The sequence below is a fragment of the Nocardioides furvisabuli genome (genome assembly GCF_021083185.1).
Classification (GTDB): Bacteria; Actinomycetota; Actinomycetes; order Propionibacteriales; family Nocardioidaceae; genus Nocardioides; species Nocardioides furvisabuli.
Map to the genome: position 1 here is coordinate 207,027 of NZ_JAIGQB010000005.1, position 17,087 is coordinate 224,113.

At 71.3% G+C, this 17,087-nt stretch carries 14 protein-coding genes; 11 read left to right on the top strand and 3 right to left on the bottom strand.

Annotated features, from left to right (window positions below):
* Positions 1-71 precede the first annotated feature (71 nt).
* Positions 72-1,505 (bottom strand): HNH endonuclease signature motif containing protein, encoded by a 1,434-nt coding sequence (locus tag K4G59_RS12015; protein ID WP_231251293.1) that lies wholly within the window; start codon positions 1,503-1,505, stop codon positions 72-74.
* Between the two features lie 278 nt (positions 1,506-1,783).
* Between K4G59_RS12015 and K4G59_RS12020 the strand changes: the two genes are divergently transcribed.
* The 10 genes from K4G59_RS12020 to secA all read left to right on the top strand — a co-directional run bounded on the left by K4G59_RS12020 (position 1,784) and on the right by secA (position 15,184).
* Positions 1,784-2,899, top strand: a complete 1,116-nt coding sequence (locus tag K4G59_RS12020) for a DUF808 domain-containing protein (RefSeq protein ID WP_231251294.1) — start codon at positions 1,784-1,786, stop codon at positions 2,897-2,899.
* 93 nt (positions 2,900-2,992) lie between these two features.
* On the top strand, positions 2,993-4,450 hold the full coding sequence (ahcY, locus tag K4G59_RS12025; RefSeq protein WP_231251295.1) for an adenosylhomocysteinase: 1,458 nt from the start codon (positions 2,993-2,995) through the stop codon (positions 4,448-4,450).
* Positions 4,451-4,491: 41 nt separating this feature from the next.
* Entirely contained in the window at positions 4,492-5,196 is a 705-nt protein-coding gene (gene mtrA / locus K4G59_RS12030; protein WP_231251296.1) for an MtrAB system response regulator MtrA, read from the top strand.
* A 4-nt stretch (positions 5,197-5,200) separates the two neighbouring features.
* A complete protein-coding gene (gene mtrB, locus K4G59_RS12035; protein ID WP_231251297.1) occupies positions 5,201-6,802 on the top strand; it encodes an MtrAB system histidine kinase MtrB in 1,602 nt (533 codons plus the stop codon).
* Positions 6,799-8,544 carry an LpqB family beta-propeller domain-containing protein gene (locus K4G59_RS12040; RefSeq protein WP_231251298.1) on the top strand — a complete coding sequence of 582 codons (1,746 nt, stop codon included), beginning with the start codon at positions 6,799-6,801 and terminating at the stop codon, positions 8,542-8,544. Before mtrB ends, K4G59_RS12040 begins: the two co-directional genes overlap by 4 nt.
* Before the next feature lie 63 nt (positions 8,545-8,607).
* Positions 8,608-9,333: a ComF family protein gene (locus K4G59_RS12045; protein WP_231251299.1), complete on the top strand. Its 726-nt coding sequence runs from the start codon at positions 8,608-8,610 to the stop codon at positions 9,331-9,333.
* Between the two features lie 398 nt (positions 9,334-9,731).
* Positions 9,732-10,364, top strand: coding sequence for a ribosome hibernation-promoting factor, HPF/YfiA family (gene hpf / locus K4G59_RS12050; RefSeq protein WP_231251300.1), 633 nt, complete (start codon positions 9,732-9,734; stop codon positions 10,362-10,364).
* A gap of 49 nt (positions 10,365-10,413) precedes the next feature.
* Positions 10,414-11,088, top strand: coding sequence for a response regulator (locus K4G59_RS12055; RefSeq protein ID WP_231251301.1), 675 nt, complete (start codon positions 10,414-10,416; stop codon positions 11,086-11,088).
* Between the two features lie 7 nt (positions 11,089-11,095).
* The gene (locus K4G59_RS12060; protein ID WP_231251302.1) at positions 11,096-12,325 is read left to right on the top strand and encodes a winged helix-turn-helix domain-containing protein; all 1,230 of its coding nucleotides are present in this window, start codon (positions 11,096-11,098) and stop codon (positions 12,323-12,325) included.
* A 15-nt stretch (positions 12,326-12,340) separates the two neighbouring features.
* Positions 12,341-15,184 (top strand): preprotein translocase subunit SecA, encoded by a 2,844-nt coding sequence (secA, locus tag K4G59_RS12065; protein WP_231251303.1) that lies wholly within the window; start codon positions 12,341-12,343, stop codon positions 15,182-15,184.
* Positions 15,185-15,202: 18 nt separating this feature from the next.
* Here secA and K4G59_RS12070 read toward each other — a convergent pair whose 3' ends face one another.
* Complete coding sequence (locus K4G59_RS12070) at positions 15,203-15,736, bottom strand: Rv3235 family protein (RefSeq protein WP_231251304.1); 534 nt, start codon at positions 15,734-15,736, stop codon at positions 15,203-15,205.
* Positions 15,733-16,437: a LysM peptidoglycan-binding domain-containing protein gene (locus tag K4G59_RS12075; RefSeq protein WP_231251305.1), complete on the bottom strand. Its 705-nt coding sequence runs from the start codon at positions 16,435-16,437 to the stop codon at positions 15,733-15,735. Before K4G59_RS12075 ends, K4G59_RS12070 begins: the two co-directional genes overlap by 4 nt.
* Before the next feature lie 101 nt (positions 16,438-16,538).
* Between K4G59_RS12075 and K4G59_RS12080 the strand changes: the two genes are divergently transcribed.
* The gene (locus K4G59_RS12080; protein ID WP_231251306.1) at positions 16,539-17,075 is read left to right on the top strand and encodes a hypothetical protein; all 537 of its coding nucleotides are present in this window, start codon (positions 16,539-16,541) and stop codon (positions 17,073-17,075) included.
* Positions 17,076-17,087 lie beyond the last annotated feature (12 nt).

The window sequence follows — 17,087 nt, forward strand, 5'->3', positions numbered from 1 at the left end:
CGCACGCCAGCGGCCGACCGGGGCGCACCGGTGTCCCCGCCTCCTCGTGGGTGGCGGGGTGTGGGGCGGGGTCATCTTCGCGGTGACGAGATCCGGGGTGGACCGGGGTCGGGTGGGTCGAGTGCGGTGGTGCCGGTGCGGTCTCGGCGGTAGCAGTGGCCGTGCGGTGAGGTCCACTCAAAGACTCCGGGCGCGACCATGTCGTATCGCCAACCACTGTGGGTCTTGAGGCGGTGGTGGAACCGGCACAGCGCACCCAGGTTCTCGGTCTCCGTGGGTCCGGGCTGAGGTCTGCCTTCCGCTTCGGCGTCGTGGTCGTACTCGGTGACGTGGTCGACGTCGCAGCCCCGGGCGGGTCGACTGCAGAATGGGAACACGCAGGTGCGGTCGCGGAGGATGACGTGGTCGCGGATCCGGTCCGGGATCGCGTAGCCCGGCGCGGCCTTCGGCTGGTTGAGGTCGATGACCGGCTTGACGGTGATCTTGGTGTGGGAGTCGCCGCACCAGGAGCGGAGTTGTTCGAGCAGGAGGAGGCGCTGGCCCTCCTCGAGCCGTCCGGTCGGTCCGAAGATCGTGGTGTCGCCGGACAGGGTGGCGTCGAAGTGGGCGTGGAGCACGACTTCCCGGGCGGTGGGCAAGTCCGACCCGTCTTCGGTGGTTGAGGTGCGAGCGGAGCGAGCCTCGAAACCACTGCCATGCAGGTCGAGCGCGGTCTGCGTCCGGGCGAGGTCGCCCAGCGCCTTAGCCCTGCGGGCGTCCAGCGACTCGTGCGAGCCGAGGGCCTTCTGGGTCGCGGCACCGTGGGCGAGCGCCCGCTGGAGGTCGAGTCCGTCGGCGAGGTCGATCTCGGCCTCGAGCCGCACGGTGCCGGCGAAGTGGACGTCCTGGTCGTGGATGGTCACGTGGCGTGGGTCGACATGGAGATAGCCATCCTCCGGGTCCGCGGCCGGGTCCGCGGTCGCGAGGTCGAACCTCTTGATGGTCTCCGCCACGAGGCGGTCCAGCTGCGCGGGTCCGACCCTCGCGGCGACGGCGGCGACCTGCGCGTCGATGAACCGCGCCGCCTCGACCGTCAACGAGGGCGTCGCATGGATCGTCGCTTCCGCGACCGCCCGGGCGCGCCAGGCCGGGACGCGTCCGGCGTGGACCTGCGCCCACAGTCGTGGGAGGCGGTGGCGCAGCTCGAGGGCGTGGCCGATGAGCTTCTTCGCCGACACGCTGGTGATGCCCAGGACGGTGCCGAGCTCGGCGATGCAGAACTCCGCCACCAGCGGAGTCCCGGGGCCGGCGATGGGCTCCTCGTGCTCACACCCCGCGACCGTGAACGACGCTGCAGTGTGGATCGACTCGGGCGGGTGGAGGTCGGCCCAGCGAGCAGCGACCTCCAGTAGCTCCGCCGCGGCGCGGTCCTCGGCAGTCTTCGAGCCGCGGGCGAGCGCGAGCAGGTCGGAGGCGGTGAGGTCCTCGACCTCACCTGATCCGGGTCCTGCCAGCGTCTCGACCATGCGTTCGATTCTAGAGAAGGGGTCCGACAGTCGCATCGAGCTGGCGAAGCCCTGTGGAGGGGTCTCGATACGCCCCGCTCGTTCCTCGCTCGATACGCGTCGCTCGTTCCTCGCTCGGCTACTCGACCACCGATGGGAGCGTGGGTCTCGATACGCCTCGCTCCGCTACTCGACCACCGAGTGAAGAGGTCGGCCACTCGCCCACCGAGGGGAAGCGGGTCCGCGGATAGGCTGCCCCACGCACCACCCTTCCCGACCCCTGACCCGGAGGACCACCCATGGCCGGCGGACTGTTCGCCCTCCTCGACGACGTCGCCGCACTCGCCCGGATCGCCGCGGCCAGCGTGGACGACGTGGGCGCCGCCGCCGGGCGGGCCAGCATGAAGGCTGCAGGCGTGGTGGTCGACGACACCGCCGTCACCCCGCAATACCTCCACGGGTCCCCGGCCGCACGCGAGCTGCCGATCATCAAGAAGATCGCGATCGGCTCGCTGCGCAACAAGCTGCTCTTCATCCTGCCCGCCGCGGTGCTCCTGGGTCAGTTCCTCCCGCAGCTGCTGCCGGTGATCCTGATCTTCGGTGGCGGCTTCCTCGCCTACGAGGGCGCGCACAAGGTGTGGGAGAAGGTCAGCGGCCACGAGCCGGTCGTCGAGGAGGCGGAGGAAGAGCTCACCAGCACGGGCGAGCTGAGCCCCCAGCACGAGGCGAAGACGGTCGCCGGCGCGATCCGCACCGACTTCATCCTGAGCGCCGAGATCATGGTGATCGCGCTCAAGGAGGTCGTCACCTCCGACCCCGACGCCACCATCTGGATGCGGGCGATCGTCCTGGCGGCGGTCGCCGTGCTGATCACGGTCCTCGTCTACGGTGTCGTCGCCCTCATCGTGAAGATGGACGACGTCGGCCTGCACCTCGCGGAGAAGCCCAACAAGGGCGCCCAGCGCGTGGGTCTCGCCCTCGTGTCCGCGATGCCGCGCCTGCTCACCGCCATCTCCCTGATCGGCACGCTGGCCATGCTGTGGGTCGGCGGGCACATCCTCCTGGTCAGCCTCTACGAGATCGGCGGTCCCGACGGCCTGCTCGAGGGCACAGCATTCGGTGACGTCCTGTACGCGCCGTACGACCTCGTCCACCACTGGGAGGACGCCGTGCACGAGGCCGTGGGCGGGACCCTCGGCGCCCTGCTCGGCTGGGTCCTGAACACGGTGCTCTCCGGTGTCGTCGGCCTCGTCGTCGGCGCGCTCGTGCTGGCCGTGCTGCACGCCTTCGGGATCGGCGGCGGCCACGGCTCCGAGCACGACTCCGGGCACGAGTCCGGGCACGACTCAGGGCACGACTCCGGGCACGGTGAGGCGCCCCCCGGCCACACCGCCGAGGATTCTCCGAATCGCTGAGGGCGGTTTTACCCTCTTCTGGTCCGCGCGGGAGATCCCGACGATGCACAGATGTGCGGCGCAGACGCACCTCCTCGACACCAGGAGACACAGATGGACTTCAAGGTCGCCGACCTCAACCTCGCCGCCTACGGCCGCAAGGAGATCGAGCTCGCAGAGCACGAGATGCCCGGCCTGATGGCCATGCGTGAGCGCTACGGCAAGGAGCAGCCCCTCAAGGGCGCCCGCGTCGCCGGCTCGCTGCACATGACGATCCAGACCGCCGTCCTCATCGAGACGCTCGTCGCGCTCGGTGCCGACGTGCGCTGGGCCACCTGCAACATCTTCTCGACCCAGGACCACGCTGCCGCGGCCGTCGTCGTCGGCCCCGAGGGCACCGTCGACGCCCCGGCCGGCACGCCCGTCTTCGCCTGGAAGGGCGAGACCCTCGGCGAGTACTGGGACGAGGCCGAGAAGGTCTTCGCCTTCACCGACGCCGACGGCAACCCGGTCGGCCCCAACGTCCTGCTCGACGACGGCGGCGACATCACGATGCTGCTGCACCTCGGCGTCGAGTTCGAGAAGACCGGTGTCGTGCCGTCGCAGGACAGCACCGACAACGAGGAGTTCAAGGAGGTCCTGCGGGTCCTGGCCCGTTCCGTGGCCAGCAAGCCGGGCTACTGGACCGCCGTCTCCAAGGACATCAAGGGCGTCTCCGAGGAGACCACCACCGGCGTGCTGCGCCTCTACGAGCGGTTCCGCGAGGGCACGCTGCTCTTCCCGGCCATCAACGTCAACGACTCGGTGACCAAGTCGAAGTTCGACAACAAGTACGGCTGCCGCCACTCGCTCATCGACGGCATCAACCGCGCCACCGACGTCATGATCGGCGGCAAGGTCGCGGTCGTGTGCGGCTACGGCGACGTGGGCAAGGGCTCCGCGGAGTCCCTGCGCGGCCAGGGTGCGCGCGTCATCGTCACCGAGATCGACCCGATCTGCGCCCTGCAGGCCGCCATGGACGGCTACGAGGTGCGTCGCCTGGAGTCCGTCGTCGAGACGGCCGACATCTTCATCACCACGACCGGCAACTTCAACATCATCACGGTCGAGCACTTCCACAAGATGAAGCACCAGGCCATCGTCGGCAACATCGGTCACTTCGACAACGAGATCGACATGGCCGGCCTGGCCAAGATCCCCGGCGTCGTCAAGGACGAGATCAAGCCGCAGGTCCACCAGTGGATCTTCCCCAGCGAGGGTGACGAGCCCGGCAAGAAGATCATCGTGCTGTCCGAGGGCCGCCTGCTGAACCTGGGCAACGCCACCGGCCACCCGTCGTTCGTCATGTCGAACTCCTTCACCAACCAGGTGCTGGCACAGATCGAGCTGTTCACGAAGGCCGACGACTACGAGCTCGGTGTGCACGTGCTGCCCAAGCACCTCGACGAGGAGGTGGCCCGCCTGCACCTCGACGCCCTCGGCGTCGAGCTGACGGAGCTCACCAAGGAGCAGGCCGAGTACCTCGGTGTCGACGTGGCCGGTCCCTTCAAGTCCGACCACTACCGCTACTGAGTCCTGCTCATGGCTGCGGGTGCCAGCCCTAGACTGGCGCCATGAACGATCCTGTCGATCCCGCGCGCGGAAGCGTGCTCGTCGTCGACGACGACGCCTCCTTGGCGGAGATGCTCTCCATCGTCCTCCGTCAGGAGGGGTTCGACAGTCGCATCGTGGGCCGCGGCGACGTGGCCCTCGACGCGTTCCGCGACTACAGGCCCGACCTGGTCCTCCTCGACCTGATGCTGCCCGGCAAGGACGGCATCGACGTGTGCAAGGAGATCCGCGCCGAGTCGGGCGTGCCGATCGTGATGCTCACCGCGAAGGGTGACACCGTCGACGTGGTCGTCGGCCTCGAGTCCGGGGCCGACGACTACATCGTCAAGCCCTTCAAGCCCAAGGAGCTCGTCGCCCGCGTCCGGGCGCGCGTGCGTCGCAACGACGTCACCCCCGACGAGGGCCTGACCATCGGCGACGTGACCATCGACGTGGCCGGGCACTCCGTCACGCGTGGCGAGGAGTCGATCAACCTCACGCCGCTGGAGTTCGACCTGCTGGTGTGCCTGGCGCGCAAGCCCTGGCAGGTCTTCACCCGCGAGGTGCTCCTCGAGCAGGTCTGGGGCTACCGCCACAGCGCGGACACCCGCCTGGTCAACGTCCACGTGCAGCGCCTGCGCTCCAAGGTCGAGCACGACCCGGAGAACCCGGAGGTCGTGGTGACCGTCCGCGGTGTCGGCTACAAGGCCGGCAAGTCCCAGGCGTGACCCGGTGAGGCTCCTCGACCGGTTGCCGCCGGTCCTGCGCCACGGGCCTGCCTTCTGGCGACGCTCGGTGCAGGCACGCGTCGTGGTCAGCACCGTGCTGCTGTCCGCCGCTGTGGTCGGCATCGTCGGGTGGTTCCTCATCCAGCAGACCCGCGACGGCCTGCTCGAGAACCGCGTCGACGCGGTCGTGCAGGAGGCCGAGGGCGAGACCGAGGCGGCCCGTGCCGGGCTCGCCGCCCAGCCGGCCCTCGACGTCGACGAGTCCGCGCAGCAGCAGGCGCTCGTCGAGCCCATCCAGGCCCGCGGTGCCACGCGCGGCTTCGCCGTGGTGCTGTCGCCGCCGGTCAGCGACGGCGTACGCCTCGCGGACGGAGGCGCGAAGTTCACCGAGGGCCTCGACCTCACCAGCGTGCCGGAGAAGCTCGAGGCGCGCTTCGACTCGGTCTCGCCGACCGCATGGACCTACACCGACATCCGCACCACGCGCGAGATCCCCGGACTGCCCGAGGGCCCCGGCATCGTGGTGGGCAGCCAGGTCCGGCTCCCGGCCGACGACAACACCTACACCCTCTACTACCTCTACCCCCTTGCCGAGCAGCAGGAGACGCTGGCGCTGGTCTCGCGCGCCATGCTCGTCGCCGGCGTCCCGCTGCTGCTCCTCGTCGCCGGCCTCACCTGGCTGGTGACCCGGCAGGTGGTGACCCCGATCCGGATGGCGCGACGCGTCGCCGAGCGGCTGGCGGCCGGTCACCTGCAGGAGCGGCTGCGGGTGCGGGGTGAGGACGACCTCGCGCGCCTCGCGACGTCCTTCAACCAGATGGCCTCCAACCTCCAGCGCCAGATCCGTCAGCTCGAGGAGCTCAGCCGGCTGCAGCGCCGCTTCGTCTCCGACGTCTCCCACGAGCTCCGCACCCCGATCACGACGGTGCGGATGGCCAGCGACGTCATCCACGACGCGCGACCCTTCCTCGACCCGGTCACCGGCCGCGCAGCCGAGCTGCTCCAGAAGGAGCTCGACCGCTTCGAGACCCTGCTGGCCGACCTGCTCGAGATCAGCCGCTTCGACGCCGGCGCAGCCGTGCTCGAGGCGGAGGACGTGGACCTCGTCGACGTCGTGCGCCGCGTGGTCGACATGACCTCGCCGCTGGCCGCGCAGCGCGACACCCGCGTCGTGCTGCACGACCCCGGCTCGCCCTGCGTCGCCGAGGCGGACGTACGGCGGGTGGAGCGGATCGTGCGCAACCTGGTCACCAACGCGATCGACCACGCCGAGTCGCGCGACGTCGAGATCTTCGTCGGCTCGGACCGGCAGTCGGCGGCCATCGCGGTGCGCGACCACGGCGTCGGCCTCGGGCCGGGGGAGTCCGCGATGGTGTTCAACCGCTTCTGGCGCGCCGACCCCGCCCGGGCCCGCACGAGCGGCGGCACCGGTCTGGGCCTGTCGATCTCGCTGGAGGACACCCACCTGCACGACGGGTGGCTCCAGGCGTGGGGTCGTCCGGGGGAGGGCGCGCAGTTCCGCCTCACGCTGCCGCGCCTGCTCGGCACGCAGCTGCGCCACTCACCCCTGCCGCTGGTGCCCCACGACGCCCGGGAGACCGCATGAGGACCGCGAGGAGGAGGGCCGCGCGGGTCGGACCCCTTGTCGCGGCCCTCGCGCTGCTGACCGGCTGCGTGCAGATGCCGATCGAGGGCCCGGTCGTGGAGCCCCCCGTCTCCGCGACCGCCGACGACGTGCCCGGCATCTCCTTCGACCCCCGGCCCCCGCAGGCCGGGGACTCGGCCGCCGACATCGTCGCCGGCTTCCTGGAGGCGATGAAGGCCACGCCCGTCAGCCCGACCGTCGCGCGCCAGTTCCTCTCCGAGGAGGCCGCTGACTCCTGGGTGCCCGAGCAGCAGATCATCACCTACGCCGAGCTCGGCACGGCCGTGGGCGAGACGACGGTGCGCATCCCGCTCTCGGAGGTCAACCGCTACGACGCCCGTGGGGCGTGGCAGCGCACCGAGGCCGAGGGTGTGCTCGGGCTCGGGCTGGCGCTGGAGGACGGCGAGTGGCGCATCGAGGAGCTGCCGAACGCCCTCGTCGTGCCGGAGTCGTGGTTCGACGACGCCTACCAGCGTGTCTCGCTCTACTTCTTCGACCCCACGGCGCAGGTGCTGGTGCCCGAGCCCGTCTTCGTGCCGAGCGGGGACCAGTTCGCCTCCTCGCTCGTGCGGGGGCTCGCCGTGCAGCCTGACGACACCTCGCCCGACGTGGTGCAGACCTACTTCCCGTCCGGGAGCGCGGAGGGTCTCGCGGTCCCGATCAGCAGCGCGGGCATCGCCACCGTGGCCCTCTCCGGGGACCCGGACGCCGTGGACGAGGAGACCGCGCAGCGGATGCTGGCCCAGCTCGTGTGGACGTTGCGCCAGGAGCCGCGCATCCGGGCCGTGGAGCTGACCATCGGCGGACGCGCGCTGGGCGGGCCGGGTGGCTCGACCCAGGTGAACCTCGACGTGGGCAGCGCCTATGACCCCAACGGCGCGCGGCCCAGCGCCGAGCTGTTCGCGCTCGACCGCGGGCTGCTGGTCTCCGGCACGATCGGTGCCTTCGAGCCCACCGCAGGCCCGCTCGGCACCGCGGACCTCGGCGTGCGCTCCATCGGTGTGGACCTCACCGGAACCCGCGTCGCAGGCGTCACCGACGACGGGGCGGACCTGCTGGTCGCGCCGGTCCAGGCGGCAGCGGAGGAGGCGACGAGGCCGGTCGTCGGCGCGGTCGACCTCGCCGCGCCGAGCTGGGACCACCGCGACCGCATCTGGCTGCTGGATCGCGGCGCCGGACGGGCGCGGGTCATCGTGGTGGTCGACGGCTCCGCGGAGGAGAAGGACGTCCCGGGCATCACCGGTCGGCCGGCCAGGTCGCTGCTGGTCTCGCGCGACGGGAGCCGGCTGGTGGCGGTCGTGCGCGGGCCCCGTGCCGACCGCGTGGTCTCGACCCGGGTCCGTCAGGACGCAGCCGGGACGGTGCTGGGCACCACCCCGGTGCACACGCTGCCGCGCCCCACCGAGAGCAGCCCGCGCATCCGGGACGTCGGCTGGCGCTCGCCGACCGCGGTCTCGGTGCTCAGCGACATCACCGAGGACCTCTCCGAGGTCCGCACCATCTCGGTCGACGGCGCACCGGGCGAGGTCGCGAGCGGCGGGACCACCCGGCTGCGCGGGCCGACCCGCCAGCTGGTCTCCTCGCCGGTCGACGGCAGCGAGGCCTTCGCCCTCGCAGGACGTGCGGTCACCAGCCTGACCCGCCTCGAGCGCCCGGTCCCCGACCTGGCCCGGGGGCTCACCTCACTGACCTACGTCGGCTGAGGCATCCACAGGCCGTCCGCCGACCGGTTGCCGCGCCCAGCCGCGTGCTGCTGGCATGGGCGGGTGATCGACGCGGCCCTCGACCTCTTCCTCGGCAGCCGGTGCGTGGGGTGCGACGTGCCGGGTCGGATGCTGTGCCACGACTGCCGCGGCGCGCTGTCACGCCGTGCTGCACCGGCGTGGCCCTCCCCGGTCCCCGACGGACTGGTGACCCCGTGGGCGACGGAGGTCTACGACGGCTCGGTCCGGGCACTGGTCGTGGGTCACAAGGACCGTGGCCAGTGGTCCCACCGCCGGGTGCTGGGGGGCCTGCTGGCCATCTCGGTGCGGGCCGCGGCAGCGGACCTCGACCCGGCGGTGCCGCTGGTGCTCGTGCCGGTGCCGTCACGCCCCGGCGCCGGCCGGCAGCGCGGCTACGAGGCCACCGCCGCCCTGGTCCGCCGGGCCGCGAGGGTGCTGCGTCCGGAGCGGGAGGTGGTGGTCGCGTCGCTGGTCGTGTCGCGCGGAGCCGCCGACCAGGCCGGCCTGGACGCGCGCGGTCGCGCCGTGAACGTGGACGGCTCGATGCACTGCCCGACGGCCGCGCTGGCCCGCCTCGCCCGGCGCTGCGGCACGGCGTACGTCGTCGTGTGCGACGACGTGGTGACCACCGGCGCCACCGCTCGCGAGGCGCAGCGCGCGCTGGAGGCGGTCGGGGTGGCGCCCGTCGCCGTCGCCGCGGTGGCGGCCACCCGGCGTACTGCCCGACAGGTGGCCCCCACAGTTGGCCCGGGGCCCGCGAGGGGCTAGCGTCTTGTCATGGAGTCCGCCTGGGTCCGTGGTTGCGTCACGGAGAGGGCTGTGCGCTGCACCGTCAGGTGCGTCGGGCGGTCCGTCCCGTGGCAAGCCGATGCCAGTCGCAGGCGAAACGGTCCACGTAAGTCCCCGGGTCGCGCGCTGTCCTGCAGCGCGATGCCCGTCGGACGATCACGGTGCGGCTTAGAAGTAAGTCCTGCCTCGTCCCCGGCACCAGATGTGCCGGACGGCGGGAGAAGGCCAGTAGTGGCGGAGAAGCTGCGAACGCCTCAGCAGGCGATTGTGGGGTCGAAGACCAGGTCGGCCGGGCGGACTCCTTCCCACCCTGCCCCGGCGGTTTCCGCCGCGGCCCATGGAAGGGTGCGGTCCGCTCGCTAGTTGAGGAGGTTCACATGGAGGTTGTGGTCACGGGACGGCACTGCGAGGTGTCCGACCGGTTCCGCGAGCACGTGTCCGAGAAGCTCACCCGTCTGGAGAAGCATGATCACCGGATCATGCGGGTCCAGGTGGAGGTGGAGCTCGAGAAGAACCCCCGGCAGCACGACCGCGCCACCAGGGTCGAGCTCACGGCGTTCTCCAAGGGCCCGGTGATCCGTGCCGAGGCGGCGGCCGAGGACAAGATGGGGGCCCTCGACCTGGCCCTCGACAAGATGCAGGCGCAGATGCGCCGCGCCGCCGACCGGCGACGCGTGCACAAGGGACGCAACGACCACGTGTCGGTCGGCGAGGCGCTCGCCGGCATGGCCACGGTGGAGGACTCGGAGGCCGAGGACGAGGACACGGTCGTCGAGCACAAGGTCGGACCGATCACCGTGACGGGGGACGGACCGCTGGTGGTGCGCGAGAAGTCGCACCACGCCGCCCCCATGACGCTGGACCAGGCGCTCTACGAGATGGAGCTGGTCGGGCACGACTTCTACCTCTACGTCGACAAGGAGAGCGAGCGCCCGTCGGTGGTCTACCGGCGGCGCGGCTACGACTACGGCGTGATCTCCCTGGACGTCGACGGTCAGATCGCGGGCTGACACCGCGCTGCGCCACCGCCCGGTCACGCGCGCATGACATGATGCGCGCGTGACCGAGGCTCAAGGCAGTGAACCCGTCCGCGTGCTGGTGGTCGACGACCAGGAGCTCTTCCGTCGAGGCCTGATCATGCTGCTGAGCAGCGACAGCGACATCGAGGTCGTGGGCGAGGCCGCCGACGGCGTCACCGCGACCGACCTCGCGGTCACCACCGCCCCGGACGTGATCCTGCTCGACGTCCGCATGCCGCGCCGCACCGGCGTCGAGGCCTGCCGCGCGATCAAGGAGGCCGTGCCCTCGGCCAAGATCATCATGCTGACCGTCTCCGACGAGGAGGCCGACCTCTACGAGTCGGTGAAGAACGGTGCGTCGGGCTACCTGCTCAAGGACTCCTCCATCGAGGAGGTCGCCCAGGCCGTCCGCGTGGTCAACGAGGGCCAGTCGCTCATCAGCCCGTCGATGGCGGTCAAGCTGATCGACGAGTTCAAGCAGATGTCGAAGCCCGAGCGCGAGCAGGGCCCGGCCCTGAAGCTGACCGAGCGCGAGCTCGAGGTGCTGCGGCTGGTGGCCAAGGGCCTCAACAACCGCGAGGTCGCCAAGGAGCTCTTCATCTCCGAGAACACGGTGAAGAACCACGTGCGCAACATCCTCGAGAAGCTCCAGCTCCACTCCCGCATGGAGGCCGTCATGTACGCCATGCGCGAGAAGTTGTTGGACCTCCCCTGAGCTCGGCGTGGAGTCGCTGACCCGCCTCCAGGCCCGCCGCATCGCCCTCGCGGCGCAGGGTTTCACCGACCGGTCCCACGCGACCCCGACCACGCGCACCTTCGACCGCACCCTGCAGCGCACGGGCGTCCTCCAGGTCGACTCGGTCAACGTGCTCCAGCGCGCCCACTACATGCCCCTCTACTCGCGGATGGGCCCCTACGACACCGGCCTGCTCACGCGCGCCGCCGAGCGCCGGCCGCGACGCGTCGTGGAGTACTGGGCGCACGTCCAGGCGCTGATGCCGGTCGACCTGTGGCCGCTGATGCGCCACCGGATGGAGGCCTACCGCTCCGAGCGCGGCAAGTGGGGCTTCACCGCCGATGCCGCGCTCGAGCCGCGCGTGCTGGCGGCCGTGCGCGACCGCGGGCCCGTCACCGCGCGGGACCTCGAGGAGGAGTTCAGCACCGGTCCGCGCACCAAGGAGCACTGGGGCTGGAACTGGTCGGAGTCGCGCAAGGTGCTCGACTACCTCTACCTCGTCGGCGACGTCGCGATCGCCGGGCGCTCCAGCCAGTTCGAGGTGCTCTACGACCTGCCCGAGCGGGTGTTGCCGGCTGCGGTCCTCGACGCCCCCACGCCCGCGCCGCAGGACGCGGTCACCGAGCTCGTACGCCGTGCTGCGCGGTCCCACGGCGTGGCGAGCGCGCAGTGCCTGGCCGACTACTACCGCCTGCGACTCCAGACCGCGCCCGGCGCGCCGAGCGTGCGCGTCGCGCTCGAGCAGCTCGTGGAGGCGCGCGAGCTGGAGCCCGTGTCGGTCCAGGGGTGGAAGCGTCCGGCGTACCTCCACCGCGACGCGCGCCTGCCGCGGCGCGTGAGTGCCCGGACGCTGCTGAGCCCCTTCGACCCGCTCGTGTGGGAGCGGGCGCGCACCCAGGCGCTGTTCGACTTCGCCTACCGCATCGAGATCTACGTCCCGGCCGCGAAGCGGGTCCACGGCTACTACGTCCTGCCGTTCCTGCTCGGCGACCGGCTGGTGGCGCGCGTCGACCTCAAGGCCGACCGGTCCGCCGGCGTGCTGCTGGTGCCGGCGGCGTACGCCGAGGAGGCAGCGCCGTCGGGGACGGCCGAGGAGCTGGCCGCCGAGCTGCGCCGCCTGGCGGGCTGGCTCGGCCTGGACGACGTCGCGGTGGGCGGTCGTGGCGACCTCGCGGGCGAGCTGGCGCACGCGATGCACCGCTCGTGGGAGCGGTAGGTACAGTTACCACTCGTGCCTGCCATCATCGACAAGCTCCTCCGTATCGGCGAGGGCAAGATCCTCCGTGAGCTCGAAGCCGTGTCCAAGGCCGTCAACGCCATCGAGGACGACTTCGTCAAGATGACCGACGACGAGCTCCGCGCGATGACCGGGGAGTTCCGCGAGCGACTCGCCGCCGGAGAGACCCTCGACGACCTCATGCCGGAGGCCTTCGCCACCGTCCGGGAGGCCAGCAAGCGCGTGCTCGGCATGCGGCCCTTCGACGTGCAGGTGATGGGCGCAGCAGCGCTCCACCTCGGCAACATCGCCGAGATGAAGACCGGTGAGGGCAAGACCCTCGTCGCGGTGCTGCCGGCCTACCTCAACGCCCTCGAGGGCAAGGGCGTCCACGTCGTCACGGTCAACGACTACCTCGCGCGCTTCCAGTCCGAGCAGATGGGTCGCGTCCACCACTTCCTCGGCCTGACGACCGGCGTGATCCTGCCGGCGATGCGTCCCGCCGAGCGTCGCGAGGCCTACGCCTGCGACATCACCTACGGCACCAACAACGAGCTCGGCTTCGACTACCTGCGCGACAACATGGCCGACTCGGTCGAGGAGTGCGTGCAGCGCGGCCACAACTTCGCGATCGTCGACGAGGTCGACTCGATCCTCATCGACGAGGCCCGGACCCCGCTCATCATCAGCGGCCCGACCCAGGACGAGGTCAAGTGGTACGCCGAGTTCGCGAAGATCACGCGCAAGCTCGTCAAGGACACCGACTACGAGGTCGACGAGAAGAAGCGCACCATCTCGGTCCTGGAGCCCGGCATCACCAAGGTCGAGGACCACCTCGGCATCGACAACCTCTACGACTCGGTCAACACGCCGCTGATCTCCTTCCTGAACAACTCCATCAAGGCCAAGGAGCTGTTCCGCAACGACAAGGAGTACGTCGTCATGGACGGCGAGGTGCTCATCGTCGACGAGCACACCGGCCGCATCCTGGCCGGGCGCCGCTACAACGACGGCTTGCACCAGGCGATCGAGGCCAAGGAGGGCGTGACCGTCCGCGAGGAGTACCAGACCCTCGCCACGATCACCCTGCAGAACTACTTCCGCCTCTACGACAAGCTCTCCGGCATGACCGGTACGGCCATGACCGAGGCGTCGGAGTTCGACAAGATCTACAGCCTCGGCGTGGTCCCGATCCCGACGAACCGCCCGATGCAGCGCGTCGACAACGTGGACCTCGTCTACCGCACCGAGGAGGCGAAGTACGAGGCGGTCGCCGACGACGTCGCCGAGCGCCACGAGAAGGGCCAGCCGATCCTCATCGGCACGGTCTCGGTCGAGAAGTCGGAGTACCTGTCCAACCTGCTCAGGAAGCGCGGCATCCCGCACACCGTCCTCAACGCCAAGCAGCACGCCGACGAGGCCAAGGTCGTCGCGCTCGCCGGACACCGCGGCGCGGTCACCGTCGCCACCAACATGGCCGGTCGAGGCACCGACATCATGCTCGGCGGCTCGGTCGACTTCCTCGCCGACCAGGAGCTGCGCAAGCAGGGACTCGACCCGGTCGAGGACCCCGAGGCGTACGACGCCGCGTGGCCCGCCATGCTCGAGCGCATCAAGACCCAGGTCGCGGCGGAGCACGACGAGGTGCGCGAGCTCGGCGGCCTCTACGTCGTCGGCACCGAGCGCCACGAGTCGCGCCGCATCGACAACCAGCTGCGCGGTCGGTCCGGACGTCAGGGCGACCCGGGCGAGTCCCGGTTCTACCTCTCGCTCCAGGACGAGATGATGCGGCTGTTCAAGTCCGAGTGGGTCGACCGCATCCTGACGGTCCTCAAGGTCCCCGACGACGTGCCGATCGACGCCAAGCGCGTCAGCAACGCCATCGCTGGCGCCCAGGCCAACATCGAGTCGCAGAACTTCGAGTCGCGCAAGAACGTGCTCAAGTACGACGACGTGATGAGCCGCCAGCGCGAGGTCATCTACGCCGAGCGCCGCCGCGTCCTCGAGGGCGCCGACCTCGGCGAGCAGATCCGTGGCTTCCTCGACGACGTCGTCGCCGGCTACGTCCGCGGCGCGACCGAGGGCTACGCGGAGGAGTGGGACCTCGACGCGCTCTTCGCCGCTCTCGGCCAGCTCTACCCGGTCAGCTTCACCAAGGACGGCGTCATCAAGGCCGCGGGCGGCCTGGAGAACATCAGCCGTGAGCAGCTCGTCGAGGACCTCCAGAAGGACGTGCAGGAGGCCTACGACCGCCGCGAGGACGAGATGGGCGAGGAGGTCCAGCGCGAGCTCGAGCGCCGCGTGGTCCTCTCGGTCCTCGACCGCAAGTGGCGCGAGCACCTCTACGAGATGGACTACCTCCGCGAGGGCATCTCGCTGCGCGCCTATGCCCAGCGCGACCCGCTGGTCGAGTACCAGCGCGAGGGCTTCGACATGTTCACCGCCATGATGGACGGCATCAAGGAGGAGTCGGTCGGCTACCTCTTCAACCTCCAGGTGGAGGTCGAGGAGGACGCGGACGGCGACGGGGACGTCGACGGGGACGACCGGGCCGTACCCGCCGCGCCGCAGGTGTCGGCTGCCACGCCGCAGATCGACTTCGCGCAGGCCGCCGCCCACGCCTCCGCGCCCACCATCCGCGCCAAGGGCCTGGAGAAGCCGAGCCGGCCGCAGAACCTGTCCTACAGCGCTCCGTCGGAGGACGGCGAGGCAGAGGTGCACGCTGCCCCCGCGGACGAGGACGACGAGTTCGCCGGGATCGGTCGCAACTCGCTGTGCCCCTGCGGGTCGGGCCAGAAGTTCAAGCGGTGCCATGGTGCTCCGGGTGGCGCCTCGGGCCGCGCCACGCTGGGCGGCTGAGGGACGATCGCCCGGGGTTCAGCCCCAGGCGATCGCCACGCACTGCCATCGGTCCCGCCTGACCTCGAAGCGGGCGGCGACCGCGCGCGAGCGGCGGCCGTAGCGCACGTGTGCGCTGGCCTCCACCGCGTCGTCGCGGATCAGGGCGGTGCGCACGCCGACGACCACCGGACGTGCCGGGTGGGGCCTGCTGGTTCGTCCCGGCGTGGTGCCGGCGGCCTCGGCGACCGTCCGGGCGCGCGCCGACAGGTCCTCGTAGACCTCCGGCGCGGTGTGCCGCAGCACCTGGCTGACCGGACGGTCCCCGGAGGCGATCTCCACGAGCGCCTGGAGGTAACGGCCGACGAAGGCGTCGATGTGGCTGCGCTCGGCGCGAGCGAGCGCGACCAGGTCGGAGGAGCGGGCGCTGCGCAGGCGCGGGCGCGGGGGAGCGGTGCGCGGCGTGAGGTCCAGCGCGAGGGCGCCCTGCACGCTCGCGGGGGCGCCCGGGGCGCGTGCCGCCGGCCGGAGGTGGATGACCTCGGCGTGGGAGGGGTCCGGTGTGCTCATCATCGATTTCCGTTCTTCGGTGCCCGCGGCTGACGCCGGTCGGGGTGGGGGCCGGGCAGGCGCAGCGCCTGGCCGGGGAGGATCAGGTCGGGGTCGTCGCCGACGACGTCGCGGTTGGCCTGCCAGATCGCGTGCCAGCGCTCGGGCACGGAGCTGGCAGCTCCGGGCGCGGGGTGGGAGTCGGCGATCGACCACAGGGAGTCGCCGCGCCGCACGACGTAGGTCCACCCGGCAGCGGCCGGGCCGGGGTGGGCGGCGGGCCGCGCCTCGGTCCGGGGCGTCGCCTCGGCCTCCGGTGCGACGGCGCGCTCCGGCATGGGGAGCCCGGCGAGCAGCGTGGCTCCGTCCCCGTCTCCCTCTCCGTCGGCAGCCAGGGCGGGGGTGCCGCTGCCGGCCACCACGGCCACTCCGCACGCCAGCAGGACCAGCCGCCTGGTGGCGCCGCGCGGAGCAGCGGGGCGCCCGGTGCCGACGAGGACCTCGGCGACCGTGGCGGTGGTGATCGCCCACAGCCAGGCGAACGACACCGCCAGCCCGGTCGCGCACACCGCGACCAGCAGCTCGACCTCGGTGCCCGGACGTCCTCCCCGGTCGGCGACGGTCCGCCAGGCGCCGGGAGCCGCCGTGGCCGAGGCGAGCGCCACGGCGCTCACCGCCAGCCAGACGGCGACCGGTCGTGCGGCGCGATCTGTCCCCCGAGACATCGCGAACCTTTCGTTTGCGTGTGTTTGCCTCATTCAATGAAGGTTTGTGCCGCTTGTCAAAGGTTTCTCCACAGTCATCGTCGACGCCCTAGGCTCAGGGCATGTCCTGGGAGCACGACCTGTTCGCCCTGCTCGACGACCTCGAGGGGCAGGCCGCCGCTGCCTGGGAGGCCGACCGGGAGGCTGAGCTCGCCGACCGGGCCCGCACCGAGTACGGCGCCGTCACGTTCGCCAGCCGGCTCATGGCCTCCCGCGGCCACGACGTGGCGCTCGACCTGCCGCACGTCGGTCGGGTCGAGGGACGGTTGGCGCGCGTGGGGGAGGAGTGGTGCCTGCTCAGCGGGACGCGGCAGGACTGGATCGTCCCGTTCCGGGCGGTGAGTGCGGTGCACGGGGCCAGCGAGCGCTCGGTGCCCGAGGTCGCCTGGTCGCCCATCGACCGGCTGGGACTGCGGGCCGCGCTACGTCGTCTCGCCGACGCAGGAGCCCGGTGCCTGCTGCACCTGGCTGACGGCACCCGTCATGAGGCGTACGTCCACCGGGTCGGCGCCGACTTCCTCGAGGCCCGGGAGCCGGCCGGGAGCGAGCTGCTGGTGCCCTACGCCGGGCTGGTCGCCGTGCAGAGCCGCGAGGACTAGCTGCTCACAAGC

Excerpts from the sequence above, each read along its gene's own strand:
- K4G59_RS12015 (WP_231251293.1), bottom strand. The coding sequence starts at position 1,505 with ATGGTCGAGACGCTGGCAGGACCCGGATCAGGTGAGGTCGAGGACCTC.
- K4G59_RS12020 (WP_231251294.1), top strand. The coding sequence starts at position 1,784 with ATGGCCGGCGGACTGTTCGCCCTCCTCGACGACGTCGCCGCACTCGCC.
- ahcY (WP_231251295.1), top strand. The coding sequence starts at position 2,993 with ATGGACTTCAAGGTCGCCGACCTCAACCTCGCCGCCTACGGCCGCAAG.
- mtrA (WP_231251296.1), top strand. The coding sequence starts at position 4,492 with ATGAACGATCCTGTCGATCCCGCGCGCGGAAGCGTGCTCGTCGTCGAC.
- K4G59_RS12040 (WP_231251298.1), top strand. The coding sequence starts at position 6,799 with ATGAGGACCGCGAGGAGGAGGGCCGCGCGGGTCGGACCCCTTGTCGCG.
- hpf (WP_231251300.1), top strand. The coding sequence starts at position 9,732 with ATGGAGGTTGTGGTCACGGGACGGCACTGCGAGGTGTCCGACCGGTTC.
- K4G59_RS12070 (WP_231251304.1), bottom strand. The coding sequence starts at position 15,736 with ATGATGAGCACACCGGACCCCTCCCACGCCGAGGTCATCCACCTCCGG.
- K4G59_RS12075 (WP_231251305.1), bottom strand. The coding sequence starts at position 16,437 with ATGTCTCGGGGGACAGATCGCGCCGCACGACCGGTCGCCGTCTGGCTG.
- K4G59_RS12080 (WP_231251306.1), top strand. The coding sequence starts at position 16,539 with ATGTCCTGGGAGCACGACCTGTTCGCCCTGCTCGACGACCTCGAGGGG.